This is a genomic window from Vogesella lacus (assembly GCF_979366295.1).
On record NZ_CEETQT010000003.1, the window covers coordinates 42,470 to 66,815 of the forward strand.

The window sequence follows — 24,346 nt, forward strand, 5'->3', positions numbered from 1 at the left end:
AAGCAATAGGGCGATAAGGGTGATCATGACTGTCAAGAACGCATTGCTGTGCCTGATGTTGGCCGCGCTGGCCTTGCCTTCCATGGCGGCGCAGGTCTACCGCTGGGTCGACGCCAACGGCAAGACCGTTTTTTCCGACCAGCCACCGCCGGGCGGTAATGCCAAAAAGCTGGATGTCCGTGCAGGCAGCCAACCAGCAGTAAAACCGGCTGCACCGACTGCCTCGGGTGTGGTGGAAAAAGATCTGGAAAGCCAGGTCAAGGCGTTGAACGACAAGGTCAAGTCCGAGAACTTGCGCATCAAACGCGAGAATTGCCGCATTTCCAAAGAGAATCTGTCGCGGCTCGAGCAGGCTGCGGCCAACCCCAAACAGCAGATCAGCGATGCAGCAATGGCTGCGGCGCGCGATAACGTCAAGACATGGTGTACTGACTGATGAGTTTTGATGCCAAGGCATACTTGCCGACGCTACCGGCCTTGCCCGGGGTTTACCGCATGCTCGATGCCGCCGGCAATGTACTGTATGTCGGCAAGGCCATCGATTTGCGTCGGCGGGTCAGCAGCTATTTCCAGAAGAGCGATCTGAGCCCGCGCATCCAGCTGATGGTGCGGCAGATCGCCAGCATCGACACGACGGTCGTGCGTAGCGAGGCCGAGGCGCTGATTCTCGAGAACAATCTGATCAAGGCGCTGGTGCCCAAGTACAACATCCTGTTTCGCGACGACAAGTCATATCCCTATCTGATGTTGTCGCATCATGACTTTCCGCAGCTGGCTTATTTTCGTGGCGAGCCGAAAAAACCCAACCAGTATTTCGGGCCGTTTCCTAATGGCTATGCGGTGCGCGAGAGTATCCAGATCCTGCAAAAAGTCTTCCGGCTGCGTACCTGTGAAGACAGTGTGTATGCCAACCGCTCGCGCCCGTGCATGCTGTATCAGATCAAGCGCTGCTCGGCACCCTGTACCGGCGAGATCACTCAGGACAGCTATCGCGAGGCGGTACGCAGTGCCGTGAGTTTTTTGCAGGGCAAACACAATGAGCTGCTCGATGTCTTGAGCAAAAGAATGGAAGAGGCATCGGCGGCCTGGGAGTTCGAACGCGCTGCCGAGCTGCGAGACCAGATCCAGGCCCTGTCACGGGTGCAGGAAAAGCAGTTCGTGTCGAGCAATGCCAGCCAGCTGGACGCCGATGTGGTGGCCATTGCCAGCGAAGGCGGGGTGGTGTGCGTGAATCTGGTGATGATACGTGGCGGTCGTCATCTGGGTGACAAGAGCTATTTCCCGTCCAATCCGGAAGACGATCTTGCGGCCAACCTGGAGGCCTTCCTGTCGCAGCATTACCTTGGCCGCAGTCTGCCGGCCGTCATCATTCACAATCACGAGATCAGCGCCGCCTTGCAGCAACTGCTGATCGAACAGGCCGAAAAACGGCTGGCTTTTGTCGGGAATCCGATCAGCGAACGCCGCGTCTGGCTGGAGATGGCCGAGAAGAATGCGCAGATTGCCATCGGCCAGCGTCTGCAAAGCGCCGCCAGCCAGGAGGCGAGGTTGGCCGCATTGTCAGCGCTGCTGGATGGCGAGCCGGTGGCGCGGCTGGAGTGCTTTGACATCAGCCACACGCTGGGCGAGGCAACGGTGGCCTCTTGTGTGGTGTACGACCGTGGCGGCATGCAGCCGTCCGAATACCGCCGCTTCAATATCACCACCGCCGAGGCGGGCGATGATTATGCCGCCATGCGCGAGGCGCTGGAGCGCCGCTACAGCAGGTTGGCCGCAGAGGATGGCCGCTTGCCCGATGTGCTGCTGATTGATGGCGGCAAGGGGCAGGTGGGGGTGGCGCTGCAGGTGTTGCAGGAAGTCGGCGTTGATATTCCGGTGGTCGGGGTGGCCAAGGGCGAGGAGCGCAAACCGGGGCTGGAAACGTTGATCATCCCGCATCTGCAAAAGACGCTACAATTGCCGCGCGATCACGCCGCCCTGCATCTGATCCAGACGGTACGCGACGAGGCCCACCGCTTCGCGATTACCGGCCACCGTGCTCGGCGCGCCAAAGCCCGCATCAGTTCTTCGCTGGAGGATATCCCCGGTGTAGGGCCGACGCGCCGGCAAAGGCTGCTGACCCGCTTTGGCGGTTTGCGCGGCGTGGTGGCTGCCAGTGTCGATGATCTGGCCCAGGTAGATGGCATCAGCCACGCCCTGGCCGAGAAGATTTACCAAGCCTTGCACTAGAGACAGAACAAGAAGCACATAATGCCCTTCAATTTGCCCATTTTCCTGACCTGGCTGCGCATAGCCATGATTCCCGTCTGTGTGGCGGTATTTTTTCTGCCGGACAGCGTGTTGCTGGCGCATAACCGCAATCTGCTGGGTGCCATGATTTTCATGCTGGCCGGTTTTACCGACTGGCTGGATGGCTATCTGGCACGACGCCTCGGACAGACTTCGGCCTTTGGTGCCTTTCTCGACCCGGTAGCCGACAAGCTGATCGTGGCCGCTGCGCTGATCCTGCTGGTCGAGCTGGGCCGTACCGAAGGCTGGATGGCGATGATCATCATCGGGCGCGAGATCGCGATTTCGGCCCTGCGCGAGTGGATGGCCGAGCAGGGGCGAAGCGGCAGCGTGGCGGTAGCCTATATCGGCAAGCTGAAAACCGCGGCGCAAATGCTGGCCATCGTGCTGTTGTTGTACGCGGGGCCGATTCTGCCGGGTCTGCACGCATTATTTTTAGGAAATTTTTTCATGGTGGTCGCGATTATTTTGACTTTGTGGTCAATGGCTTACTACCTGAAAATGGCTGCAGGGCAGTTTGCGGGTAAAAAAATTGATGTTTAAACGCTTGACTTTAAAATTCGGATCCTTATAATTCGCAGCTCTCGACAACGCAGTAACGCAGCGAAGACGAGTAGCAAAGCGGGAATAGCTCAGTTGGTAGAGCGCAACCTTGCCAAGGTTGAGGTCGCGAGTTCGAGCCTCGTTTCCCGCTCCACAATTTAAGTAGTGCCGGTTTTAGATGCGGGAATAGCTCAGTTGGTAGAGCGCAACCTTGCCAAGGTTGAGGTCGCGAGTTCGAGCCTCGTTTCCCGCTCCAGCAAACCGACAATACAAAGTTTTACGCGGGAATAGCTCAGTTGGTAGAGCGCAACCTTGCCAAGGTTGAGGTCGCGAGTTCGAGCCTCGTTTCCCGCTCCACAATTTAGAAGTAGTGCCAGTTTTAGATGCGGGAATAGCTCAGTTGGTAGAGCGCAACCTTGCCAAGGTTGAGGTCGCGAGTTCGAGCCTCGTTTCCCGCTCCATCAAACCGGTAATACAAAGTTTTACGCGGGAATAGCTCAGTTGGTAGAGCGCAACCTTGCCAAGGTTGAGGTCGCGAGTTCGAGCCTCGTTTCCCGCTCCAGTTTGGCGCGATAGCAAAGCGGTTATGCCCCGGATTGCAAATCCGGTCAGTCCAGTTCGACTCTGGATCGCGCCTCCAGACAAAAGCCCTGTGAATCAATGATTCACAGGGCTTTTTCTTTGCTGCTAAGGCCGTCAACCTTCTTCGAGCAGCAAATGCTGCAGACGGGTGATATCCAGCAAGGTCAGCCAGCGCGGCTTGCCGGCAATCAGCCTGATGCCGCCATCAGCCTGAAAGTGCTCATCCAGCGCCAACAGCGCCCCCAGGCCGTGGCTGTCTATCTGTTCCAGCCCTGTCAGATCAATCAGCAGTCTTGCCGGTTGCGCCGTGATGCTCAGGCAGTCCTGGTAGAACTGCCGCGCATGCTGGCGGGTCAGGGCCAGCTGTTGTGGTTCGATCCGGAAGCCGTCTTCACTTGGCCTGCCTTGTCTGATGGTCACCGTTTGCATGATTTCCCCTTATTTGACTGACTGGCCGAGCATGAAAAACGACAAACCCGGTGCCAGCTGGCGTACCACATAGCCGAATCTGGCGAGGCCGCTGCGTGGCACATAGATGATGTCGCCTTCCTCCAGCGTGACATTGCTGTTCTTCTTGGCCGACAGCAGTGTCTGGAAGGGGGCGTCATGCACACCGCCACTGGCCGGACGGTACAGCGTGATGTCCTCTTCGGCGGCATCTTCCGATGGTCCGCCGGCCTGGGCCAATGCATCCATCAGTGACATATCGGGGGTCAGGCGGAAGGCACCGGGGTTTTTCACCGCGCCCATCACATACACCAGCGTGTCATCCGAATCGGGGATGTAGATGGTGTCGCCGGGTTTGAGGGCGATGTTGTAGCGCAGGTCACCCTTGTTCAGCAGCGTTTTCAGATCCACCCACATGATGCGTTCGCGACCACGGATGATGGCGCAGCGCGTCAGCGTGGCCTTCTTGTCGAGCACCGGCAGGGCGCCGCCACGCGCCAGTGCTTCCATCAGCGTGGGCGGGCCGTCAAACAGCAGATTGCCCGGATTTTCCACCCGGCCCAGCAGGGTGACGCGGTTTGCCTTGTATTCCTGCACACTGACTGCCACCGCCAGATTGCGGTAATAGGGCTGCAAACCTTTGGCAATCACGTCGGCCGCCTGTTCGCGGGTATCACCCGACAGCTTCATTGTGCCGGCCAGCGGCAAGTTGATGCGGCCATCAGGGCCAACCGTGTGGCCGCCAGACAGCTCGCTGCGCCCCCAGATGGTCAGCTGCAGCTTGTCGCCCTCGCCAATGCGATACAGCGTCTCGCTTTCACTCTCGAACTTGGCCAGCTCGCCGGGGGGCGCGTACTGGATGCTTTCCAGCTTTTGTGCCGGCTTGAACTCGCCATGCGCATCCAGCCATGGCCGGCTGGACATGCAGGCGCTACAGAGGGCACTCAGGCCAAGCCACGCAAGCGTAGCCAACCGTGACTGAGCCATGATTTCTCCTCCTGTTGCAGTGAAAAACGGGCGAGCAACAACAACCCGGCCGCATAAGCGGCACCGGCCAGCAGCAAATCAAACAACGCGCTGCTGCGGCCAACGTAGTGGGACTCGGGCCAGGCACCGGCCAGCAAGCCGGCCAGCAGCCACGGCCCCAGCGTGGTGATGCCGCAGCCTTGCCAGATGGTCTTGCCGGCGATGCCGAGCTGGCGATGGGCGTATTGCAGATACAGCAGCGCCGACACGCACATCGCAGCGGCGACGGCGACGGCAATCGCGTAGACGGTCTTGCCCTGCGTGCCCAGCAACAAGGGCAGCAGTACCAGCAGCAAGGCAATTTGCAGCAGCGGAAACACCAGTTCGCGTGCCGGAGTGCCGGCGGCGCGGAAAAAAGCACTGGCCGGGCCGGTCATCGCCAACAGTTGATAAGGCAGGCAGAACAGCGACAGCAGCATGACGAGCTCGGGCATTTCCGGCCGCGCGCCCAGCCAGGCAGTCAGCACCGGGGTGGCAAAACAGGCGAGAAAGGCGCAGATCACCGAGCACAGCATGCTGACGTAGCGCAGATTGGCCAGATACAGCCGGCGTGCGGCCAACATTCCTTCGGTTTCGAGCGCATGGGTGGTGGCCGGAAAGGCGGCGGCATTGATTGCCGATGGAATCGACACCAGCATCACCGGAAACTTCTGCCCCAGTTCGAACAGCGCGGTGGCGGCCGGGCCGATCAGGCTGCCGGCCAGTACTTTTTCGATGGAGCCCAGCATCATGCCTAGCATGCCCGACAGCTGCACTACGCCGCCAAAGCGCCAGAACAGCGGCAGCAGGCTGCGATCAAAATGGCGAAGTCGCAACTGCAACTGCGGCAGGTGCTGATGCAGCCGCCAGCAGGCCAGCGTGGCGGATAGCGCATTACGCAGCGCAAAGGCCAGCACCAGCCCAGCCAGCCCCCAGCCGGCCAGCAAAAAGGCGATGATCAGCACGCTTTCCAGCAAAAAGGCACACATCCAGATCAGCGCCTCCTCGCGGTAATGCTGCAGCGCGCCCAGCACATGCAGCAGCGAACCGATGCTCATATCCAGCAAGAAAGCCGCCACCACGCCGAGAAACACCAGCTGCGCCTGGGCAGCAAGCGTCTTGCTTACCGCCAGCCAGCCCAGCAGCGTGGGCAGGCCCAGCCACAGCAGCAACAGTGCCAGCAGGCTGAGGCCGGCTGACAGGATCAGCCCGGTAGACAGCAGGCGGCTGATGGCCGGCAAGTCGCCCTGCACATGCCACTGTGCGGTATAGCGGATCAGCACATTGCCGATGCCGAAGGCCGACATGCCGACATAGGCCACCAGAATGAAGGCGCTGGCCCACAAGCCATATTCGGCCAGGCTCAGATGGGCAAGGATGACGGGGGGCAGGATCAGCCGCGTTGCCAGATACACCACGCGCGAGCCGACGGATACCGCCACCTGGTTGGCGAGGGTACTCATGATGCCTGCCGCCGCTTGCTGACTGCATGCGCCAGCTGCTGCAGGCGGAAGTCATTCCAGCAATCCAGCGTCTCACGTTGGCCGCGTGCTGCGGCCTCGGCCATGGCGCTGGCCAGCTGCGGTCTGTGCTGTTGCAGCCAGATCAACTGATTGGCCAGTGCCAGCGGGCTGTCGCACTCGGCCAGCCAGCCATCCACCCCGTCGCGGATCAGTGCAGCGGCGGTCTCGGTGCGGTAGGCGACTATCGGCGTGCCGCTGGCCAGCGCATCCATAGCGGCGCGGCCAAAGTCGTTGGTGCGATGCGGCATCAGCATCACATCGTGCTCGGCAATGGCCTGATACAGCGCCTCGCCATGCGGCAGGGTGCCGGCAAACGTCACCACCTCCTGCAGCTGCAATTGTGTGCACAGCTGGCGCAGCTCGGCGTTTTGCGGGCCATTGCCATAGAGGGTCAGCTGCAGCGGGGCGTGATGGCGGGCGTGGCTGATGGCCAGCAAGGCATGGTCCAGCCCTTTCAGTGCGGTGTGGCGACAGGCCATGATCAGGCGCAGCGGGCTGCCGGCGGCGCGTTGCTGTTTGGCCGCCAGTTGCGCGGCGCTGATGCAGTCTTCGCTGCGATGCAGGCTGTGGTAGATCACCGCCAGATTGCGTGCATGCAGGCGCAGCTTTTGCTGGGCACCGCCGCCAAAGCAGAAGCTGGCATCGGCCACCGATACCGCATAGCGTGCGGCAGCCAGGGTCAGGCGGCGGGTGAGTTCGCGCTTGAGAAACTGCCAAGGGTTGGCCGCAAGGCGCACCCACTCCCACGCCATCACATCGGCGAAGTCTTCCGGCTGCACGTAGATAGTGTTGACGCCATGGCGGGCGGCCTTGCCCAGCATGGCAATCAGCAAAAGATGGCGGCCGAACTGGTTATTGGTGTGCAGCACGCCGCTGTTGCGCAGCTGCGGCCACATCCGCCAGAAAGCCAGCATGCCTTGCCAGCTGTGCAGATCGGGCAGGGCGCTGAAGCGAATCCGCTCGTCGGGCAGGATGCGGCTGCTGCTGGTGCCCCAGCACAGCTTGTCATCGTTGGCCGCCGCTTGCGGCGCGATGATGTGGACAAAGCCGACACGGTCGCGCAGCGCACGCAAGTCCTTGCTCCACATCTGGTCGAGCAGCACGCTGCCATCGGGCTGCGGGCACCACGGGATATGGCTGAGCTGGGTGTAGGGGTGGCGGGCATCAATGCCTAACAGGCTGGCCAGCGGGGCTTGAAGGGTTTCGGCTTTCATGATGCCTCCTTGTGTGCAATTTTTACATTAGTTTCATTTTTATCATTTGCAAGGTAAAAAAAGCCGCCATGCAGGATGGCGGCAAGGCTGGAGATCACTTGCTGTTTCACGCGCCTGGCTACGATCAGGCGCTGGTGTCATGCAGCCAGGGCAGATTGCCGACCGTTCAGGCCACCAGCACCGGACGTTGGCCGCGCCGCGGCTTGATACGCGCCGGTACGCCCACCGCCAGTGCGCCGGCCGGCACATCGCACAACACCACGGCATTGGCACCGATGACCGCGCCGTCGCCGATGGTCACCGGCCCGAGGATGCAGGCACCGCAGCCGATATCGACACGGTTGCCGATGACGGGCGCGCCGCGCTCGCCGGTATGGCGCAGCCCCAGCGTCACGCCGTGGCGGATCACCACATCGTCGCCGATCACGCTGTCGCCGCTGATGATGATATTGCCGAAGTGCTCGATCCGCAGTCTGCGGCCAACCCGGGTTTCGCACGGCAGGTCGATGCCGGTGAGGATCTGCACCCAGATTTTCAGCCACTTGTAGCACAGCGAGACGGGTGCACGCAGCCAGCGCGGGCCGATGCGATAACGCCAGCGGCCAAAATGGTAGACCAGCATCACCCACAGGCCCTGACGCCAGGGGTCGCGCTCATAGCATTGCCACAACTCTTGCAGGGTAGACATGGCGGGTCCTCCGTCTTACCACGGCCGTGGCGGCGAAATCTGGCCGCCGGCCGTGTCGCGCCAGGCCTGGCTCAGCAATTGCAGCTGCTGGCGGGCGTGGCTGATGCGATCGCGAGCCAGCTCGCCGCCGCGCAGCAGATTGCGCAGCAGGCGCAAGCTCTGCCAGCCGTACTCCAGCAGATTGCTGGCACCGGCGGCCAGCAGGCCGTGATGCTTGCGGTAGTACAGCAGAGCGCTGCGCATGCGCCACAGCGTCAACTGCTGGCCGCTATCCGACAGGGTGAGACGGGTGACGGTGCGGCTGGATTCGCCGCCCAGATGAATCACGCGGATATCAGGCCAGTAGGCAATCTGCCAGCCGGCCTGTTTCAGGCGGCGGCACAGGTCTACCTCCTCGAAATACAGGAAGAAACGCTCGTCAAACAGCCCGACGTCCTGCAGCGCCTTGCGGCGGATGATGGCAAAGGCACCGGGCACCCAGTCCGGCCGCAGCGCGGCGTCGGCGCTCTCGCAAGTCTGGTCGGGCTGGCCGAACAGGCGCGATTGCGGAAAACGCGCCGACAGGCCGCTGAGGATGAAAAAGTCGTACATCAGACGCGGAAAACGCCGTGCCGAGGGTTGCAGGCTGCCGTCACGCCCCAGCAGCTTGCCGCCGGCCAGCGCCACTTGCGGCCATTGCCGCATATGGCGCAGCGCATGCTGGAAGCAGTGCTGGTCGACAAAGGCATCGCTGTTGAGCAGCACGATAAACTCGCCGCGGGCATGATGCATGCCCAGATTGTTGGCCGCGGCAAAGCCCAGATTGCTGTCGCTGACGATCAGCCGTGCCTCTGGGCAGGCTGTGCGGATCTGGCGCGGCGAGTTGTCATGCGAGGCATTGTCGATGACGATGATTTCATGGCAGATACCCTGCAGCGCGACTTCGGCAGCATGCAGCGCAAGGCAGGTGAGTTCGGCGGTGTTGAAGGACACCATGACCAGCGAGATCAGCGGTTTCATATCAGATTTCCCCCTTGCGAGCGGTACGAACCCAGCGGCCTTCACGGGCGGTTTGCCAGATGGCCGGCAGCAGGGTCAGCTTCCAGAACACGTAGTGCACGATGGCCGGAAACAGCCGCCAGTCGCGCCAGCCCAGCGCGGCAATGCGTGCCGAGGCCAGCGTGTAGAGCAGGATGGCGGCAAGGTTGGCCGCAACCAGCCACCGTGCCGGGCCGGGGATGGCCAGCAACAGCAGGGTCAGCAGCAGCTGGCTGGCCACCGGCAGAGTCAGTAGTTCAAGCAGCGACTCCAGCGTGCCGTGGCCCTGACGCCAGCCCTGCCAGGCCTGACGCAACAGCAGCAGGCGGCCGCCTTCCCAGCGGCAGCGCTGACTGCGCGCGGCAGCGGCGGTTTCCGGCATGTCGGCCGCTACCCAGACATGGTCAAGAAAACGGACTTTGCGGCCAGCCTTGATCAGCGCGAGGTGGTATTCGCTGTCTTCTACCAGCGAGTTGGCCAGATGCGGTACCTGATGCAGGGTTGGCAGTGACAGCGCAAAACCGTTGCCCAGCAGGCCGGCCGACCAGCCCAGACGCTGGCGGGCACGCGGACGCAGGCAGTTGAAACCGGCCAGCGCCAGGAGCATCAGCCGCGCACGCCAGTTGCCGCGCCGGTTATTGACGGTGTAGCGGGTCTGCACCGCAGCCGCGCCATTGGCAATCGCCCGCGCGATTTCCGGCACGAAATTGGCTGATACCACGCTGTCGGCATCCACCACCGCCACCCAGGCCGGCGGCCGATCGCGTGACAGCAACTGGCTGAAACCATCAGCCAGCGCCGCGCCCTTGCCACGCGCCCCGCTGTGACGCTCGATCACCGTCGCACCCATGCTGCGGGCCACGGCGGCAGTGCGGTCGTGACAGTGGTCGGCAATCACCACGACTTCGGCCAGCACGCGCGCGCTCTGGTGCAGGCTTTGCAGAGTAGGCAGCAGGTTTTTCTCTTCGTTATGCGCCGGCACCACCACCACGCCGCGTAGCGGCAGCTGATCCGGCTTGCGCGCCGGCAGGCGGCGCAGGCCGAACACGGTGTAGATCAGCAACATCAGCATGCCGGGCAACAGCAGCAGCGCCGGCAGGATGGCCAGCAGGGAAAGCAGGTCGGTGAGCTTCATGATGGTTCTCCTTGCGGCATGAGGATGGCGAGGCTGTAGGCAGGCAGATGCAGGCCCAGTTGATGATCTTTGGCGCTCAGGTTTTGTTCGTTGAGGCTGGCCGCTTGGCCGGCGGTGCTGTCGCGGCCATCCAGCCATTGCAGGCGATAAGTCTGGCTGCTGGCCGGCAGGGCGATGGTGATCTGCTTGTCCGCACCACGATTGGCGACGATCAGCCGTGGCGCCTCAGGCTTGCCAAAGGCCAGCAGCTGCAGCGTGTCGCAATCCTGCTGGCAGTGGCTGGCAAGCTGCGGGCCGCCCCAGGCCTGATTCAGGAGACGCATGGCCTGGCCGCTTGGCCGCAGGGTGCCGCTGGCAAGATTCTCGCTGATGCCCCACAGCGGCAGGCTGACGTCGCGGCCGGCGCTGCGGGTTTGCCGCCCCGACAGGGTGTAGATCAGTTGCGGCGAGATGCCGGCCTGCTGATTGCGCATCAGTTGCCAGCCGAGGATGAAGCCCGAGCGCGGGCTGTTGACCAGCGCGGCCAGCTCTTGCGGCTCGGCCTGGCTCTGGGTGCTGTGAAAGTTCAGTTCGTAGGCGGCAATACGATGTGGTGTGTCACCTTGCGCCTGTTGCAGCCGTTCGCGCAGCACCTCGCCATCATCGAGTGCCGCGCTGCTCCATTCGTCAACGCTCAGCCCGGGTGTCGGCTGGTAGGCAAAATACGGGCCGACAGCCAGGCTGATACCGGCGGGCAGGCTGGCAAGCTGGCCGACAGCCTGCTCCGGATTGTAGAACTGGCCGTTGATCACCGGGCGCAGGGTCAGGCCTTTGGCGTGTTGTTGCAGCTGGCTGAAACGGCGTGCGGCCAACTGTACGTGGCTGGCCGCATCGGTGAGCCCGGCCGGCTGGAACAGCGGATTCCAGTTTTCATTGCCGAATTCCACCCACACGGTCATGCCCTGTGCGTGCTGTTGCAGCCATTGCCCGAGCGCGCGGGTTTCGCCGTCGTCCAGCGTGGTCGGCAGGATGATCCACGGCTGGCTGCCCAGGCTGCGCGCCAGCTCGACGAATTCGGGAATGCCGTACAGGAACAGGCTCTCGCCTTCGCCCTCGCGATAGCGCACCGGATGACGTGCCCACGGCGCGGCCAGACGGTTGGCCGCACTGTCGCCAAGCTGGCCTTGCCAGTCGCGCAGCACGCCGGGGCGCAAGGCCTTGAGCGTGTCGATCACCGTCTTGCGAAAAGCACCGCGTTCGGCGCTGGCACCCAGCCAGGCATCATCCAGCTGAACGCTGCCGTCCACGGCCTGCAGTGATAGCTCCAATGCGCCTTTTTTGGCGGCCTGATGGCCGTTGAAGGGCAGGGTAACGGCCTGCCACGCTGGCCCGGCGTTCAGTTCTTGCGCCAGCATGGCGGCCTCGCCCTGGCGGGCAAAGCGTACTTTCAGCCGGGCAGGCCCGGCCGGCGCGCGCAGCCAGAAACGCAGCTGCCATTCGCCGTTCACCGGCAGGCTGTCGCCGGATTCGGTATCCAGCCAGTAGTAGAGGCTGGCATTGGCGGCCAGCTGCACTGCCTGCCGGCCGGGGCTGCCGGGGCGGCTTTGCGGCACATTGCTGACCTCGCCGCGTGGCCACCACATGCTGGCGGCGACAGGCTGGCTCTTCTCCAGCCGCACGACGTCGCCTGGGTAGAGCGTCGCGTTGCCGGCCAGTTGATAGCGGCCATCGGCATGGCTGTTGCCGGCGACCGTGGCCGGGCGGGCATCACGGTTCAGCACAGTCAGGCTGGCCTGCTGCCAGACATCATCGCGGCGGCCGCTGTCGGGGTGACGGTCGAAAAAGGTGTCGCCGGCAACCTTGTCGACGCTGACCAGACTGCGATCCTGCAGCGCTTCGAAGCCGGGATTTTTCAGCACATTGCTCATCAGCTGCTCATCGCCCCAGCTGGTCCAGCTACCCAGATTCAGGCCTAGGCGCGGCTCGTCGCCGATGACTTGGCTGCCGACGGTAAAGTGGGTATCCGCCAGACAGCCGGTCAGGGCGAGGCTGGCGAGCAACAGCGCTTTCATGCCAGTGCTCCTTGCTTGTCGCTGTGCTGATTGGCCAGCAGCTGCAGCCTTTGCTGCATGAAGGCGGCCAGATGATCGGCATTGTTTTCGATGTGATAGCGCGCCAGTACGCGCTGACGGGCGGCAGCGGCCAGCCGTTCGCGCAGTTTTTCCGACTGGCACAGTTGCAACAGCGTCAGATACAGCGACTGGCAGTCGCCGGCCGGCACCAGCAGGCCGCTGTGCTGGTCGTCGATCAGCTCGGGGATGCCGGCAATACGGGTGGCCACGCAAGGGATGCCGCGCATCATCGCTTCCATCAGCACGATGGGCACGCCCTCGGCAAAGCTGGCCATCACGAAGGCATCGGCTGCGGCCAGCCTTGCCATCGCCTCGTCGTGGCGTAGGCCGCCGGTCAGGGTGACGGCGTGTTCCAGTCGCTGTTCGCTGATGAAGTCGCGGATCTGCGGCTCAAGCGGGCCGGTGCCGATCAGCGTCAGGTGGCTGTCGGCCTGCAGCAGATGCAGACGGGCAAAGGCCTGCAGCAGCAACATCTGGCCCTTGGCCGGTGCCAGCCGGCCGATGCTGCACAGCTGCAGGCCACGCGGTTTGCTTGCACGCGGCAGCGCCGGGCTGAGGTCGACGCCCAGCGGAATCACTTCGAACTTGTGCCAGTGTTGCGGCTCGCTATGCAGCATCAGCTGGCTGCGGCAGAACTGACTGATGCAGATGATCCAGTCGGCCTTGGCGACTTTTTCCGCCAGGCGATAGTGACGCGCGGCCGAAAATTCGTCGGGGCCGTGCACGGTCAGAGACAGGCTGATGCCGTAGATTTCCTTGCACCAGACGCCGACGCTGGCAGCCGGGGTGGCAAAGTGCACATGCAGATGGCGGATGCCACGGCGCTGCAGCTGGTAGCCGGTGAGGATGGCCTCCAGCAAATAGGCAAATTGCCACAACAGCTGGCGCAGATCACTGCCGCTGCGTGCCGGCAGTTGCAGCAGGGCACCAAGCAGCCACGGCAGGCGGCTCAACAGGGCGTGGGCGAGTGCGGTCAACATCAACAGCACGCTGCTGTCTTTCAGCACGATACTTTGTGCGGCGAGGGCCTGTTCCTTGGCAGACAGCTGGGCAAAGGGGCGGTCAGGGCGGTTGACCGAGATCGGCAGAATGCTGAAACCGCGTGCCTGCAGTGCCTGGATTTCACGCAGGATAAAGGTGTGCGATAGCGCCGGCAGCTGGCTGACGAGATAGGCCAGACGCGGTTTGGTGTCGGTAGTCGGGGTAGCCATGATGCACTCCTTGTATTTCAATTTTTACATTAGTTTCATTTTTATCAATTGCAAGGCAAAAAAATTACAGCACGCGCTTGAAATGCAGGGCCGGGTTGGCCGCGACGGCGGGAGCGCGCTCGCTGGCCGTTTGCACACTGCGCCCTTGCCGCTGCAGCACGCTCTCGGCCCAGCCGGCCAGCAGGAAGAACATCGGCTGGGTTTGCTCGCCCATGAAAACAGTAGTGATGGCCACCAGATACACCAGCAGGCAGCCCAGCAGGGTAAAGCTGAAATCCGGCGTGCCGGCCGGGCTGCGTATGCCTTGCCGCCACAGTCGCGCACCCAGCCACAGCATGATCAGCAGCAATAGCGCACTGGCGAGCACGCCATGCATCAGCGCAATCAGCAGATAGTGATTGTCGATCGAGGGCATGCCGTCGACCTTGGGCCAGGTGTTGCGCCCCCAGCCCAGCAGGCTGTGTTCGAGTGCGATATCGGTGTATTTGTCGATCAGCTCCTTGCGGTAGGCGGCGCTTTCCTGCGACAGCGTCACCGCGCCGGCGCGGCCAACCGACACATAAGCAATGAACTGGATGGCTGCCGGAATGCCGACCGCCAGAGCCACGCCCAGCATGATCATGGCGTTGCGTACCCGTTTCTGGCTATTGCCCAGCCAGGTGGCTACGCCGCCGGCAATCGCCCCCAGCCACGGCCCGCGCGCAATGGTGGTGATGCTGCCCATGATGATCAGCAGGCTGATGAAGCGGCCGGGTGTCAGCCAGCCGGGCAGGCCGAATGGCGGCCGCCATTGCCAGGCATTGTTCCATTCCAGATAACGGCTGAAGCGGTAGGCGACTGCCAGCATGATGCCGGCGAGAATGCAGTGGGCAAACGGCCCGGCCACCCGCGCAAGGCCATAGCGGAAAGTCGTCAGCCAGCCTTCGCCCTGGCCATTGAAAAACGGCTTGAGCACGGTAAAGAAGGGGTTCATGCCGAAGCGGAATTCAAACAGGCCGACCACCGATACCAGTGCGGCCAACAGTGCGATGCGCTGGGCCACGGCAAAGCGCATGTCTTCCTGCTCGATCAGCGTGCGCGCGGCGACATAGGGCATCACCACCCAGGCCAGCATGTCGAACATCAGGTTTTGCGCTTCGTTGTAGCCGGCATTGCTGAATTCGGAATACGCCACCAGCGCGGCGTAGCTGAAGACCAGCGCATCGGTCAGCGAAAAGCGCAGGCGCGAGGCGATCAGCGGCAGGCCGGCCAGCATGATGGGCAGCATGGCAGCCTGGCTGAAAGTCGGGTCGGGCACGCCCGGCGTGATGGCGCGAAAGGCATCGGGCACCAGCAGCAAGACCGGCAGATACACCCGGTAAAACGCCTGGGCCGGTCCGTAACGCACACAGGCGATGGCCGAGGCGATCAGGGCGAGGTAAACGATATATTGCATGGCAGCACCTCGTGTTGCTGCAAGACTTCGGCGTACAGCTGCAGCATGCGCTCGCTGCGTTTTTGCCAGTCGAAGTGCTGTTCGGCACGCAGGCGGGCGGCCTGGGCACGTTGCTGCCAGGCTGGCGCGTGCTGGCAGATGTCGGCAAAAGCCGCCTGCAGACCGGCGATCAGGCCCGCCTCGTCGCTGGCGGCAATCTTGCGGCCAACCTCATCATCAACCAGCTCGGCCGGGCCGCCCCAGTCAAACACGATGCAGGGCCGTGAGCAGGCCATCGCCTCCATCAGCACGGCACCGCCCGATTCGCGCAGCGAAGGCAGTACCAGCGCGTGCCAGTCGCGCATGCTGGCGGCGACGGCATCATGGGGCAGCTGACCGAGAAAGCGCACGGCAAGCTGGCGGGCGCTGGCCTGATGTTGCAGGCTGGCGCGCAGCGGGCCGTCGCCGACGATGTCGAGCGTCACCGGCCAGCCCTGTTCCTGCAGGGCATGGCAGGCATCCAGCAAGAAGGTGATGCCCTTGACCGGAATCAGCCGGCCGACAAAACCCAGTTGCAGCGGGCGTTGCTGTGAAGGCGCCTCCGGCCACGGCAATGCCTGAAACTGGCGGATATCGACACCGTTTTCCAGCATGGCAGTGGCGTGCGGCAAGGCTGAGGCCGGCAGGCTGTCACGGGTGGCGCGGGTGGCGTACAGCACGCGGCTGGCCTCGTCACTGCTGTGGCGCAGCCGGTCCAGCCAGCGGCCGAGGGCGGCCAGCGGGTAGGCCCAGCCGTGCTCGGCACGCAAGGTTGCCTTGAAGCCGGCAGGACGGCCAAGGCCGCCATTAAGCGGGCCGATGATGGTCGGGTAGCCCAGCCGTGGCAGCAGGCTGGCGGCACTGGGAGACACCGGTGTCACCCGGTGCAGCACGGTATGCGCCGGCATCGGCAGGCTGCGCAGCTGCTGGCAGGCCAGATAGTCGAACAGGAAATAATCGAGCGAGGCCAGCATGAAGCGCACATGCTCGCTGCGCGGAAAAAGCATCTGCGACAGGCGGTAGAGCGGGCCGGCAAACCATTCGCTGTCGATGTAGACAATGCGGCTGTGCGCCAGCGGTGCGCCGGCTTGCTCGATCGCCGTGCGGTTGCGCACATGGGTAATCAGCGTTACCGGCAGGCGGGCGGCGAGGCGCTGATACCATTCCCAGCCTATCTGCGACACCGAGCCTTGCTCGGGCGCGCACTGGTAGGCCACCAGAATCAGATGGGCGGGCTGGCTCATGATTTCGGCTCCTGGCGGTATTCGATCAGCGACACGCGCTGACCGTGCCGCCGCGCCCAGTGATAGGCCAGTTGGCCGCAGGCAATCGGCCATTGCTGGAAGTGGGCATGCACGCCATAGGCAAACAGGGTCGCCAGCTGATTGCTGCGCCAGCGATGCCGCCACATGGTGCGCAGTACCAGCAGCAGCGGCAGTACCAGCAGCAGCGGCTGCCACAGGCACAGCAGCATCAGCATGCTCAGCAACGTGGCCTGGCGCAGATTGTGGCGGGCAACGTCCTGCCACAGCGGCTTGTCGCTGTCGCGATCGCGCCAGCTGACTTCGGCATAAGCATGGCCGGTGCGGAAGGCGCGCCGCCAGTAGGCGCGAAAACTGGTGATGCCCAGATCGTGGCGTGTCATCGGCAGGTCGGCATGCAGCACCTTGCCGATGGCGGCGAGGCGCCGGCCCAGCTCGGGATCTTCGCCGGCGATCAGGGTTTCGTCATAGCCGTAGCTGGCTTCCAGCGCGCTGCGCCGTACCAGCGCATCCCCGGACAAGGTATTGCTGGGGCCGCAGGGCTGCAGCCAGTCCAGATCCAGCACCCGCATATACCAGGACTGGCGGCTGCACGCCTCGCGGCGATGGCCCCACAGTGCGACCAGTTGATCGTCCTCGACAAAGCAGGGGATGCTGGCCAGCAGGAAAAGCGGGTCCAGCTCGGTATCGCCATCAAGAAACAGCACCAGCTCGCCGCGTGCGCGCCACCAGCCGGCATTGCGGCCAACTGCGGCGCAGGGGCGTACCGGCTGCATCGCAATTACCTCGGCACCCAGTGCGGCAGCCAGTGCCGGGCTGCCATCCTGCGAATGGCTGTCGACATAGATGATCTCGCGTTGCCAGTGTGGCGGCAGCAGCGCCTGTTGTGCCGAACGCAGGCAAAGCGGCAGGCGGCGGGCCTCGTTACGGCCAATCACCACGATGGAGAGCAGGCGGCTGTTCATGATCAGACTCCCAGAAGTTGTTGCCAGGCGGCGATGGCCTGGCGGCCGTTGTAGCAATCCTGCAGGCGGCGGTGAGCGGCAGCGCCTTGTGCGAGGCGCAGTTCGGGGGCCAGTTGCTGGTAGTGCAGCAAGCCTTGGGCGAGGGCGGCGGCATTGCCGGCGGCAAAGTGGCGGCCGCTGCTGTCATCCCGTACCAACTCGGCGGTGCCGCCCTGATCGGGCACCAGCGCCGGTAGGCCGGCGGCCATCGCCTCCAGCACCACCAGACCGAATGGCTCCTGATCGCACAGATGCAGCAAGAGATCAGCCTGTTGCAGTCGTGCGGCGACATCGCCAACCACGCCGTGCAAGGTGACATTGGGAAAGGCCAGCGCGAGGCCTTGCAGGCGCACGAAGTCACTGCCCTGGCCGTAGATGTCAAAACGGATATCGCGCAGTGCAGCCTGCTGCTGCAAGGCGGCGAACAGCAGATCGACGCGCTTGATCGGGTCCAGCCGCGAGACCACGGCTACTCTTTGCAGTGTGCGCGGCGGGCGCTCGGGCAGGGGCGGGATCTCGCTGAGGAAGTTCTCGATCACATGAATGTCTTCGGGCGTGGCACCATGGCTGAGCAGGCGCTCGCGCACAAAGCCCGATACCGCCACCAGCGGAATGCCCAGCCGGCTCAGCCACGGCTTGCGCGCATAGCTGAGTTTTTCGTCGGCACCGCCGTGCACCACCTCGAACAAGCGCACGCGGCAGCCGCATAGCCGCGCGGCCAGCAGCGCACACATCGCCAGACTGACACCAGTCGACAGCACGGTAATCTCGCGCTTGCCGCGCCACAGCTGGCACAGGCGGCGCAGCAGCTCGCCTTTGCTGTGAAAGTCATGATGGGCGATGCCTTTTTGCCGGCAATCGTCGGCCAGCGGGCCGGGCGGAGACAGCAAGGTGCTGTGGCAGGCATCCGCCAGACCGTGGGCGGTGGCCTGTGCCATACGCTCGGTGCCGAACAGCATGCCGCTATGCAGCAGGTAGTAGAGGTTTTGCATGGCTTAGCTCCGGGTAATGCCTTGCGGCCAACGTGGACGATATTGCTGCCAGATGCGGCGCAGGCGCTGGGCAGGGGTGAGTCTCGCGGTCTTCTGGCCGCTGTTGAATTCTTCGACCAGCTGGGCGAGGTAGCCGCCGCCGTGGTAGACCGGCACGCGGTTGAGCACCACGGCAAACAGCTCGGGGCCCAGTTTTTCCATCACCCGGCCAGCGCGTAGCGCCTCGCCGCGATTGATGCCCAGCGCTTCGGTCACCAGCATGGCCTGGCGCAGCTCTCGGATCAGGATTTCGGTATCGGCCGACAGCAGAATCGGCGGGGTATCCAGCAGGATGATGTCAAACTGCTGCTGCAGCTCGGGCAGACGGCCCAGCAGCGCCGGCATGAAGCCCAGATTGTGCTGGCCGTCATGCTCCAGTCGCATGCGTTCGCCGAATTGCTCGTTGGCCGGCGCGATGCAGTTGGCCGCAGTCTGCTGGTTGGACAGCCAGGCACGCACGCCGGGCTGTTCGCCATAGCGGGCATCGCTGCTGAAGGCATTGAGCTCGATCACCAGCGTGCGTTTGCCCAGCTGGCTCAGGGTCTTGCCCAGGCGCAGCGCCAGCGTGCTGGTGCCGCCACCGGGTTTGGCCGAGCTCAGCAGCAAGGTCTGGTGCGGGCCGTTGGCCAGGCCGGCAGCAACGTTGGCCGCAAGGCGGCGGTATTGGTCGATGGCAAAGCGTTCGGTGGCGGCGTTTTCGGTCTGCACGATCCAGCCGGTCGGTGCAAAGCCGAACAGGCCGTGCAGATCGTTGACGTTGTGCAGACGACGGTCGCTCATATCCAGCGCGATCGGGGCAATCAGCGCGGCCAGCGGCGCCAGCAGCAGCACCATGATCAGCAGCTTGCGGCGGCCGCCTTCGCTGGGCTGGTACGGTGGCAAGGCCAGGCTGTTCAGACGGACAAAGCCCGGCGCGGTGCTTTCCAGCTGCAAAAAGCCGATGCGCTGGGTGATGTCGTCCATCTCCTTGCGGATGCCGCCGACGTCGGCATTGAGATTCAGCGCCTCGTTGTAAAGCGTGCTGTAGCGGCTGCTGCGCTGGCGTTGCTGCTCGATCACCTTGTTCAGCTCGTCCAGCACCTGTTGCGCCTCCAGCACCGCGCTCTGGTAGCGCTTCTGCTTTTCGGCTACCACACTGCCGGTCAGCTTGCTTTCCTGTTGTGCCAGTTCGCGCTCGATGTCGGCGATTTCCTGTTCGGCGGCAATGCGCGCCGGGTGGCGCTCGGTCAGCCCGCTGATCTGGCTGATCAGGCTGGCGCGGCGCTGGTTGAGATTGGCTTTCAGGCTGTTGAGGCCGGGATCGACCTGCACGATCTCGGCGACGGCGCGGCTGTTGTCGCTGGCCGTGCCGCGCTTGCTGAACGATTCAAACTGCGCCTGCGCCTCGATCAGCTTTTGCTTGGCCGCCTGCTGGCCGGATTGCAGCTCGACCAGCAGCTGGTCGTAGGGGTTGATCTGGCTGTCGATAAAGGTGGTGACGCCGAGTTCTTCGGCGATGGCGGTGCGGCGCTGGTTCTTGCCAGCCACCTGCTGCAGCAACTCTTTCTGGCGCAGCTGCAGATTGCGCACCCGTTTGTCGGCAGCATAGATATCTTCAGTCTGCGCAATCACCAGATAGCTGCGCAGCACCGCATTGATGCTTTCGGCCAGGCCGGCGGGCTTGTCGCCCGCCAGCGAGACTTCGATCAGATAGGTATCCGGCACGGCACGGATGCGCAGCGAGTTTTGCAGCGCGCCAATCACCTTGCGCTGGTTGGTTTCCTTGCGTGTCCAACCGGCGAGATCTTGCGGGAAGTTTTTCAGGGCGGCGGCCAGTACATCATGGCGGCGCAAGGAGTTCACCTGCTGCTCGACATACTGGCGGTATTGCGAGTTGGACTGGAAGTCGAGTTCCTGATCGTCTTTCAGGTTCTTGATGAAGCGTGGCGACACATACAGCGAGCCACTGGCCACGTATTGCGGCGTGCCCTTGAACCAGGCAAACGGTATCCCGAGCAGCAGCACCAGCAAGAGCACGGCTGCGGCCAACCTTGGGTGCGCGCGCAGGCTGACCCAGGGTTTGATGCCGCGACCGGCGATGGCGCTGTTGCTGACCGGCATGATGCTCTCCAATATTTCATTTTTTTCATTATTATCAATTTTTGGAGAATGCCAAGGCGAATTTTCCTTGCCTGATGGTAAGGGCTGGCAGGCGTGCCGGTGAGCTGGGCTGATGCGTGGCGGGCAGGGCTGATGTCAGGTGAGCCGCAGGCTGTATCGGGGAGCGTCAGCGGGCTTAGTGGCTGCTTAGCGGCAGCCACAGCGTGAAGGTGCTGCCTTTGCCGTGCTCGCTGCTGAGGCTGACTTCACCATGCAGGTTTTGCATGATTTCGCGCACCAGCGCGAGGCCGAGGCCGCTGCCGGGTGTGCTGCGGGCCGAATCGACGCGGAAGAATCGGTCGAATACTTTTTGCTGCAGATGCGGTGCAATGCCCGGCCCCTGGTCGCTGATCGACAGGCCCAGCCGCGGCGGGTGGCCGTTTTCAGCCGGACGCAGTTGCAGCGACAGGCTGACAAGGCCGTGCTCGGGCGAGTATTTGTAGGCGTTGAACAGGATGTTGTTCAGCGCCATGGTGAATTTCTCGCTGTCCAGCAGCACCTCGGCAGCCGGGATGAACTCGGGCAGCTGCGGCGGCTGGCGGCCGGCCGGAGTCGGGAAAGTGGCGAGATAAGCCCGCAGCCAGCTGGTGAAATCATGTGGCTGGATGTTGAAATCCTTGCCGGCCTTGGCTTCCAGTCGTGCCAGATCCAGCAGCTGGTTGACCAGTGACACCAGATGGCGTGACTGGCGATGGATGGTATCCAGCAAATCCTGTCGCGTTTCCTCGTCAAACTGGCGCTGGGTGATCAGCTCGGCAAAACCGAGGATGTTGGCGACCGGTGTGCGCAGTTCATGCGCGGCGGTGGACAGGAATTCGCTCTTCATGCGGTCAAGATCGGTCTCGCGCGTGATGTCGCGCAGGTAAAGAATGCCGCCGCTGTGGCGGCCGCGTTCGGTCTGCTGCAGGCGCAGGCTGCGTTTGAGCACCTGACGATGTGGCTTGATCAGTGTGATGCTGTCGGTTGCGCCGTCTTCGAGCTGGCTGATGGCCTGATAGGCGGCCGGGTCGTGGCTGGCATTCATCAGCAGCTGATCAAGACCGGCCACATCGCGTGGCAGCAGGCTGCTGTCGTCCAGCCCCAGCATGGCCAGCAAGGCCGGATTGGCCATGGTGACGCGCTGCTGGGTGTTATAACTCAGATAGCCATCGGGGCTGAGGTCGAGAATGGTTTTCAGCTCGCTGCCCAGCTGGCGGATGTGCGCCTCGGTGGCCTTGCGTTCGGTAATGTCACGCAACACCACATTGAAGTGCTGTTCATCCTGCTGTGACAGACGGGTAATGGCGAGTTCGACAGGGAAGCGCTCGTGCCGGTCGCGCAGGGCATAGACTTCGAGCAGGCGGCCGTTGAGCATGCTGTCCTGGTCTTCGCCGACCCGTGCCAGGGTCAGGCGCAGGTCATCCTGATAATCTTCGGCCAGCAGGCTGGCGATGTGGTGTCGCAGCAGGTCGTCTTGTTCGCGGCGGAAAATCTGCCGTGCGGCCTGGTTGGCCGACAGGATGCGGCCGTGCTGATCCAGCATCAGCATGCCGTCGGTCGAGGTTTCGACAATGCTGTGCAGGTATTGCTCGCGCTCTTGCAGCAGCTGTTGTGCCAAGTCGAGCGCCGCGCGGCTTTTCAGCGCCAGCAGCAGTTGGCCGCAAGTACGTAATAGTGGCCCCAGCAGCTCCAGTTGCCTTGAACTGAAGCCCTCGGGGTGATTGGCCAGCGCCACGCTGCCGATGACTTCATTGCCCAAAATGATGGGCATGCCCAGATAGTTGTTCAGCGGCGGGTGGCCGTGCGGCGTTCTGGCACTATCAGCCAGCGGCTGATTATGCAGGATGGGCTGGCGGGTCATCACCGGCTGGCCCAGCAGATTGTGCATATCGTCAAAATAGATCGGCTCGCCGGCCAGATGGCCCTGATAGATCGCCTGGCTGGATTCGTTCCAGCTGATATCACTGAGTGCCAGAATGCGCAGGCGGTTTTCCTGCGGCTGGTATTCGGAAAGCAGGCCGAAACGGGCACCGGTCAGGTTCAGCAGAATCTGCAGCGCTTCGTCAAACAGCGCCTGGTGGCCCATATTGGCGATAAAGCACTCCTGCAGACGGTTGATCGCATCGAGCACCTGCTGTTTCTGCAACAGGTCACGCTCGCGTTGTTTCAGCGCCTCGGCACTGGCTTTTTCGTGCTCGAGTGCCTCGCTCATCAACTGATGGCTAATTTCGAGTTCGCGCGACATCTGGTTAAAGGCATGGGCGGTCCTGGCCAGCTCGTCCTGGCCGCTGACCGGAATCTGGTAACCCAGATCGCCGCTGCTGATGGCCTGGGTGGCCTTGCCCAGTATCGCCAGTTGGCGCGTCAGATAGATGCCCAGCAGCAGCGACATCAGCGCCGTCAGCACGATTTCCAGCAAGGCCAGCGAGAAACCGCCCTGGCGTGCGGCGGCCATCAGCTCTTGATGGCTGGCAATGCTGAAGCCGACCTGGACGCGGCCAACCTCTTGCTGGCCGATGCGGATGATGGCTTCGCTGTCCAGCAATTGGTCGCTGGCAGCCGATTCGATGCTGTCGTCTTCCCTGAACGGCTTTTGCAGCAGTGCCGCATCGCCGGACTGGGCCAGTACCCGGTTGGTCGCCAGAATGCGGACATAGCCGACTTCCGGGGTGCGGTCGAACTCCTCAGCCGCACCTTGCAGCGTGGCCAGATCCGTACTCAGCACCGCATTCTGGATGGCCTGGGCGAACAGCTCGGTCATGCCCTGACTGCGTTTTACCAGCTCGTCACTGCCGTTCTGGTCTATCAGACGCAGACCAAAATGCAGCAGCATGCCCAGCATCAGGATTTCGATCAGGGCAATGCCGAGTATGGTCTTCAGCCGGAAGCTCATGGTTTGGTGTTCTGATCGCGCGACAGTTGGCGGATATCGTCCCAGTCGCTATCGCGTGCAGCGACAAAGGGGCCAAAACCGGCGGCTTTCAGCAACTGGCGGCCGGCGTCATCCTTGCCCAGTGCCAGCAGGGCCTGCAGCAGCTTGTTGCGCTCGGCCGGCGCTACCCGGCTGTGATAGACCAGCGGATGCGGGGTGTAGCTGGCGGTTTGCCACAAGATGCGCAAGCGGGCGCGTTGCTCGGCTGGCAGATTGTTCAGCGTGCGGGTAATGCCGCCACCGGCCGGCACCAGCCCTTCGATTACGGCGAGATAAACCGAATCATGCGAGCCAACATAGCGCGAGCTGAAGCTGATCTTGCGTTGCCTGAGTTCGGCTTGCGGCAATACGGTGGCGGCAAAGGCCGCCGGTGCGGGGAAGGCCAGCGCCTTGCCCTGCAGTTCGTTGATGTCCTGGATCGGGCTGTTGGCCGCGACCACCAGAATGCCTTGCAGACTGCTGTTTTCGCGCGCCAGTGCCTTGTAGCCGGGGTTGCGCGAGAAGGACACGAAATGCAGCGGGTTCATATAGGCAAAGTCGTATTCGCCCTTCAGCACTCTTTGTTCGAAGGCGGGGATGTCGGGGGCGGTGGCGAATTGCAGTTTGAGGCCGCTCTTGGCCGACAGCTGATTCAGCAGGGGCAGCCAGGCGGCGGCGAGGGTGACGGCGGCCTGTTGCGGCACCACGCCGACGATCAGCGCTCGTTCGGCCGCTTGCACGGCAAAGCTGCCCAGGCACAAAAAGATCAGCAGCAGGCGTTTCATCGTGCCCCCTTTCGCCG

The 24,346-nt window shown here is 63.1% G+C and carries 19 protein-coding genes and 6 tRNA genes; 9 read left to right on the plus strand and 16 right to left on the minus strand.

From position 1 onward, the window contains the following. Nucleotides 1–25 precede the first annotated feature (25 nt). The 9 genes from ACZ9W6_RS04215 (at nt 26) to ACZ9W6_RS04255 (ending at nt 3,472) form a co-directional block, all read left to right on the plus strand. Nucleotides 26–436, plus strand: coding sequence for a DUF4124 domain-containing protein (locus ACZ9W6_RS04215; RefSeq protein WP_465189839.1), 411 nt, complete (start codon nt 26–28; stop codon nt 434–436). Next, nucleotides 436–2,229: an excinuclease ABC subunit UvrC gene (gene uvrC, locus ACZ9W6_RS04220; RefSeq protein ID WP_465189840.1), complete on the plus strand. Its 1,794-nt coding sequence runs from the start codon at nt 436–438 to the stop codon at nt 2,227–2,229. The genes ACZ9W6_RS04215 and uvrC overlap by 1 nt, the downstream gene beginning before the upstream one ends. Before the next feature lie 21 nt (nt 2,230–2,250). Further along, nucleotides 2,251–2,832, plus strand: coding sequence for a CDP-diacylglycerol--glycerol-3-phosphate 3-phosphatidyltransferase (pgsA, locus tag ACZ9W6_RS04225; protein WP_465189841.1), 582 nt, complete (start codon nt 2,251–2,253; stop codon nt 2,830–2,832). 78 nt (nt 2,833–2,910) lie between these two features. Next, a tRNA-Gly gene (locus ACZ9W6_RS04230) sits at nt 2,911–2,986 on the plus strand. A 26-nt stretch (nt 2,987–3,012) separates the two neighbouring features. After that, nucleotides 3,013–3,088: transfer RNA gene (locus tag ACZ9W6_RS04235), tRNA-Gly, on the plus strand. A gap of 25 nt (nt 3,089–3,113) precedes the next feature. Further along, a tRNA-Gly gene (locus ACZ9W6_RS04240) sits at nt 3,114–3,189 on the plus strand. A 28-nt stretch (nt 3,190–3,217) separates the two neighbouring features. Beyond that, nucleotides 3,218–3,293: transfer RNA gene (locus tag ACZ9W6_RS04245), tRNA-Gly, on the plus strand. A 25-nt stretch (nt 3,294–3,318) separates the two neighbouring features. Then, nucleotides 3,319–3,394 (plus strand) — tRNA-Gly (locus tag ACZ9W6_RS04250). Nucleotides 3,395–3,398: 4 nt separating this feature from the next. Then, nucleotides 3,399–3,472: transfer RNA gene (locus ACZ9W6_RS04255), tRNA-Cys, on the plus strand. A 56-nt stretch (nt 3,473–3,528) separates the two neighbouring features. Here the strand turns inward: ACZ9W6_RS04255 and ACZ9W6_RS04260 are convergent. The 16 genes from ACZ9W6_RS04260 to ACZ9W6_RS04335 form a co-directional block, all read right to left on the minus strand. Next, the gene (locus ACZ9W6_RS04260) at nt 3,529–3,843 is read right to left on the minus strand and encodes an STAS domain-containing protein (RefSeq protein WP_465189842.1); all 315 of its coding nucleotides are present in this window, start codon (nt 3,841–3,843) and stop codon (nt 3,529–3,531) included. A gap of 9 nt (nt 3,844–3,852) precedes the next feature. Beyond that, nucleotides 3,853–4,785, minus strand: a complete 933-nt coding sequence (locus ACZ9W6_RS04265) for an SLBB domain-containing protein (RefSeq protein WP_465189843.1) — start codon at nt 4,783–4,785, stop codon at nt 3,853–3,855. Between the two features lie 20 nt (nt 4,786–4,805). Then, a complete protein-coding gene (locus tag ACZ9W6_RS04270; RefSeq protein ID WP_465189844.1) occupies nt 4,806–6,329 on the minus strand; it encodes a lipopolysaccharide biosynthesis protein in 1,524 nt (507 codons plus the stop codon). Then, nucleotides 6,326–7,603: a glycosyltransferase family 4 protein gene (locus tag ACZ9W6_RS04275; protein ID WP_465189845.1), complete on the minus strand. Its 1,278-nt coding sequence runs from the start codon at nt 7,601–7,603 to the stop codon at nt 6,326–6,328. Before ACZ9W6_RS04275 ends, ACZ9W6_RS04270 begins: the two co-directional genes overlap by 4 nt. A 166-nt stretch (nt 7,604–7,769) precedes the next feature. Beyond that, entirely contained in the window at nt 7,770–8,291 is a 522-nt protein-coding gene (locus ACZ9W6_RS04280) for a serine O-acetyltransferase (RefSeq protein WP_465189846.1), read from the minus strand. 15 nt (nt 8,292–8,306) lie between these two features. After that, nucleotides 8,307–9,290, minus strand: coding sequence for a glycosyltransferase family 2 protein (locus ACZ9W6_RS04285; RefSeq protein WP_465189847.1), 984 nt, complete (start codon nt 9,288–9,290; stop codon nt 8,307–8,309). Nucleotide 9,291: 1 nt separating this feature from the next. Then, on the minus strand, nt 9,292–10,443 hold the full coding sequence (locus tag ACZ9W6_RS04290) for a glycosyltransferase family 2 protein (RefSeq protein WP_465189848.1): 1,152 nt from the start codon (nt 10,441–10,443) through the stop codon (nt 9,292–9,294). Further along, a complete protein-coding gene (locus ACZ9W6_RS04295; protein WP_465189849.1) occupies nt 10,440–12,494 on the minus strand; it encodes a hypothetical protein in 2,055 nt (684 codons plus the stop codon). Before ACZ9W6_RS04295 ends, ACZ9W6_RS04290 begins: the two co-directional genes overlap by 4 nt. Beyond that, nucleotides 12,491–13,765 (minus strand): glycosyltransferase family 4 protein, encoded by a 1,275-nt coding sequence (locus ACZ9W6_RS04300; RefSeq protein WP_465189850.1) that lies wholly within the window; start codon nt 13,763–13,765, stop codon nt 12,491–12,493. The genes ACZ9W6_RS04295 and ACZ9W6_RS04300 overlap by 4 nt, the downstream gene beginning before the upstream one ends. A 64-nt stretch (nt 13,766–13,829) precedes the next feature. Further along, the gene (locus tag ACZ9W6_RS04305; protein ID WP_465189851.1) at nt 13,830–15,200 is read right to left on the minus strand and encodes an O-antigen ligase family protein; all 1,371 of its coding nucleotides are present in this window, start codon (nt 15,198–15,200) and stop codon (nt 13,830–13,832) included. Next, nucleotides 15,173–16,462, minus strand: coding sequence for a glycosyltransferase family 4 protein (locus tag ACZ9W6_RS04310; protein WP_465189852.1), 1,290 nt, complete (start codon nt 16,460–16,462; stop codon nt 15,173–15,175). Before ACZ9W6_RS04310 ends, ACZ9W6_RS04305 begins: the two co-directional genes overlap by 28 nt. Continuing rightward, the gene (locus ACZ9W6_RS04315) at nt 16,459–17,445 is read right to left on the minus strand and encodes a glycosyltransferase family 2 protein (RefSeq protein WP_465189853.1); all 987 of its coding nucleotides are present in this window, start codon (nt 17,443–17,445) and stop codon (nt 16,459–16,461) included. Before ACZ9W6_RS04315 ends, ACZ9W6_RS04310 begins: the two co-directional genes overlap by 4 nt. Before the next feature lie 2 nt (nt 17,446–17,447). After that, nucleotides 17,448–18,476 (minus strand): glycosyltransferase family 4 protein, encoded by a 1,029-nt coding sequence (locus ACZ9W6_RS04320; RefSeq protein ID WP_465189854.1) that lies wholly within the window; start codon nt 18,474–18,476, stop codon nt 17,448–17,450. A 3-nt stretch (nt 18,477–18,479) separates the two neighbouring features. Then, a complete protein-coding gene (locus tag ACZ9W6_RS04325; RefSeq protein ID WP_465189855.1) occupies nt 18,480–20,615 on the minus strand; it encodes a GumC family protein in 2,136 nt (711 codons plus the stop codon). Between the two features lie 175 nt (nt 20,616–20,790). Next, nucleotides 20,791–23,526 carry an ATP-binding protein gene (locus ACZ9W6_RS04330; RefSeq protein WP_465189856.1) on the minus strand — a complete coding sequence of 912 codons (2,736 nt, stop codon included), beginning with the start codon at nt 23,524–23,526 and terminating at the stop codon, nt 20,791–20,793. Next, nucleotides 23,523–24,329: a phosphate/phosphite/phosphonate ABC transporter substrate-binding protein gene (locus tag ACZ9W6_RS04335; protein ID WP_465189857.1), complete on the minus strand. Its 807-nt coding sequence runs from the start codon at nt 24,327–24,329 to the stop codon at nt 23,523–23,525. Before ACZ9W6_RS04335 ends, ACZ9W6_RS04330 begins: the two co-directional genes overlap by 4 nt. Nucleotides 24,330–24,346 lie beyond the last annotated feature (17 nt).

Excerpts from the sequence above, each read along its gene's own strand:
- ACZ9W6_RS04215 (WP_465189839.1), top strand. The coding sequence starts at position 26 with ATGACTGTCAAGAACGCATTGCTGTGCCTGATGTTGGCCGCGCTGGCC.
- uvrC (WP_465189840.1), top strand. The coding sequence starts at position 436 with ATGAGTTTTGATGCCAAGGCATACTTGCCGACGCTACCGGCCTTGCCC.
- pgsA (WP_465189841.1), top strand. The coding sequence starts at position 2,251 with ATGCCCTTCAATTTGCCCATTTTCCTGACCTGGCTGCGCATAGCCATG.
- ACZ9W6_RS04260 (WP_465189842.1), bottom strand. The coding sequence starts at position 3,843 with ATGCAAACGGTGACCATCAGACAAGGCAGGCCAAGTGAAGACGGCTTC.
- ACZ9W6_RS04265 (WP_465189843.1), bottom strand. The coding sequence starts at position 4,785 with ATGTCCAGCCGGCCATGGCTGGATGCGCATGGCGAGTTCAAGCCGGCA.
- ACZ9W6_RS04270 (WP_465189844.1), bottom strand. The coding sequence starts at position 6,329 with ATGAGTACCCTCGCCAACCAGGTGGCGGTATCCGTCGGCTCGCGCGTG.
- ACZ9W6_RS04275 (WP_465189845.1), bottom strand. The coding sequence starts at position 7,603 with ATGAAAGCCGAAACCCTTCAAGCCCCGCTGGCCAGCCTGTTAGGCATT.
- ACZ9W6_RS04280 (WP_465189846.1), bottom strand. The coding sequence starts at position 8,291 with ATGTCTACCCTGCAAGAGTTGTGGCAATGCTATGAGCGCGACCCCTGG.
- ACZ9W6_RS04285 (WP_465189847.1), bottom strand. The coding sequence starts at position 9,290 with ATGAAACCGCTGATCTCGCTGGTCATGGTGTCCTTCAACACCGCCGAA.
- ACZ9W6_RS04290 (WP_465189848.1), bottom strand. The coding sequence starts at position 10,443 with ATGAAGCTCACCGACCTGCTTTCCCTGCTGGCCATCCTGCCGGCGCTG.
- ACZ9W6_RS04295 (WP_465189849.1), bottom strand. The coding sequence starts at position 12,494 with ATGAAAGCGCTGTTGCTCGCCAGCCTCGCCCTGACCGGCTGTCTGGCG.
- ACZ9W6_RS04300 (WP_465189850.1), bottom strand. The coding sequence starts at position 13,765 with ATGGCTACCCCGACTACCGACACCAAACCGCGTCTGGCCTATCTCGTC.
- ACZ9W6_RS04305 (WP_465189851.1), bottom strand. The coding sequence starts at position 15,200 with ATGCAATATATCGTTTACCTCGCCCTGATCGCCTCGGCCATCGCCTGT.
- ACZ9W6_RS04310 (WP_465189852.1), bottom strand. The coding sequence starts at position 16,462 with ATGAGCCAGCCCGCCCATCTGATTCTGGTGGCCTACCAGTGCGCGCCC.
- ACZ9W6_RS04315 (WP_465189853.1), bottom strand. The coding sequence starts at position 17,445 with ATGAACAGCCGCCTGCTCTCCATCGTGGTGATTGGCCGTAACGAGGCC.
- ACZ9W6_RS04320 (WP_465189854.1), bottom strand. The coding sequence starts at position 18,476 with ATGCAAAACCTCTACTACCTGCTGCATAGCGGCATGCTGTTCGGCACC.
- ACZ9W6_RS04325 (WP_465189855.1), bottom strand. The coding sequence starts at position 20,615 with ATGCCGGTCAGCAACAGCGCCATCGCCGGTCGCGGCATCAAACCCTGG.
- ACZ9W6_RS04330 (WP_465189856.1), bottom strand. The coding sequence starts at position 23,526 with ATGAGCTTCCGGCTGAAGACCATACTCGGCATTGCCCTGATCGAAATC.
- ACZ9W6_RS04335 (WP_465189857.1), bottom strand. The coding sequence starts at position 24,329 with ATGAAACGCCTGCTGCTGATCTTTTTGTGCCTGGGCAGCTTTGCCGTG.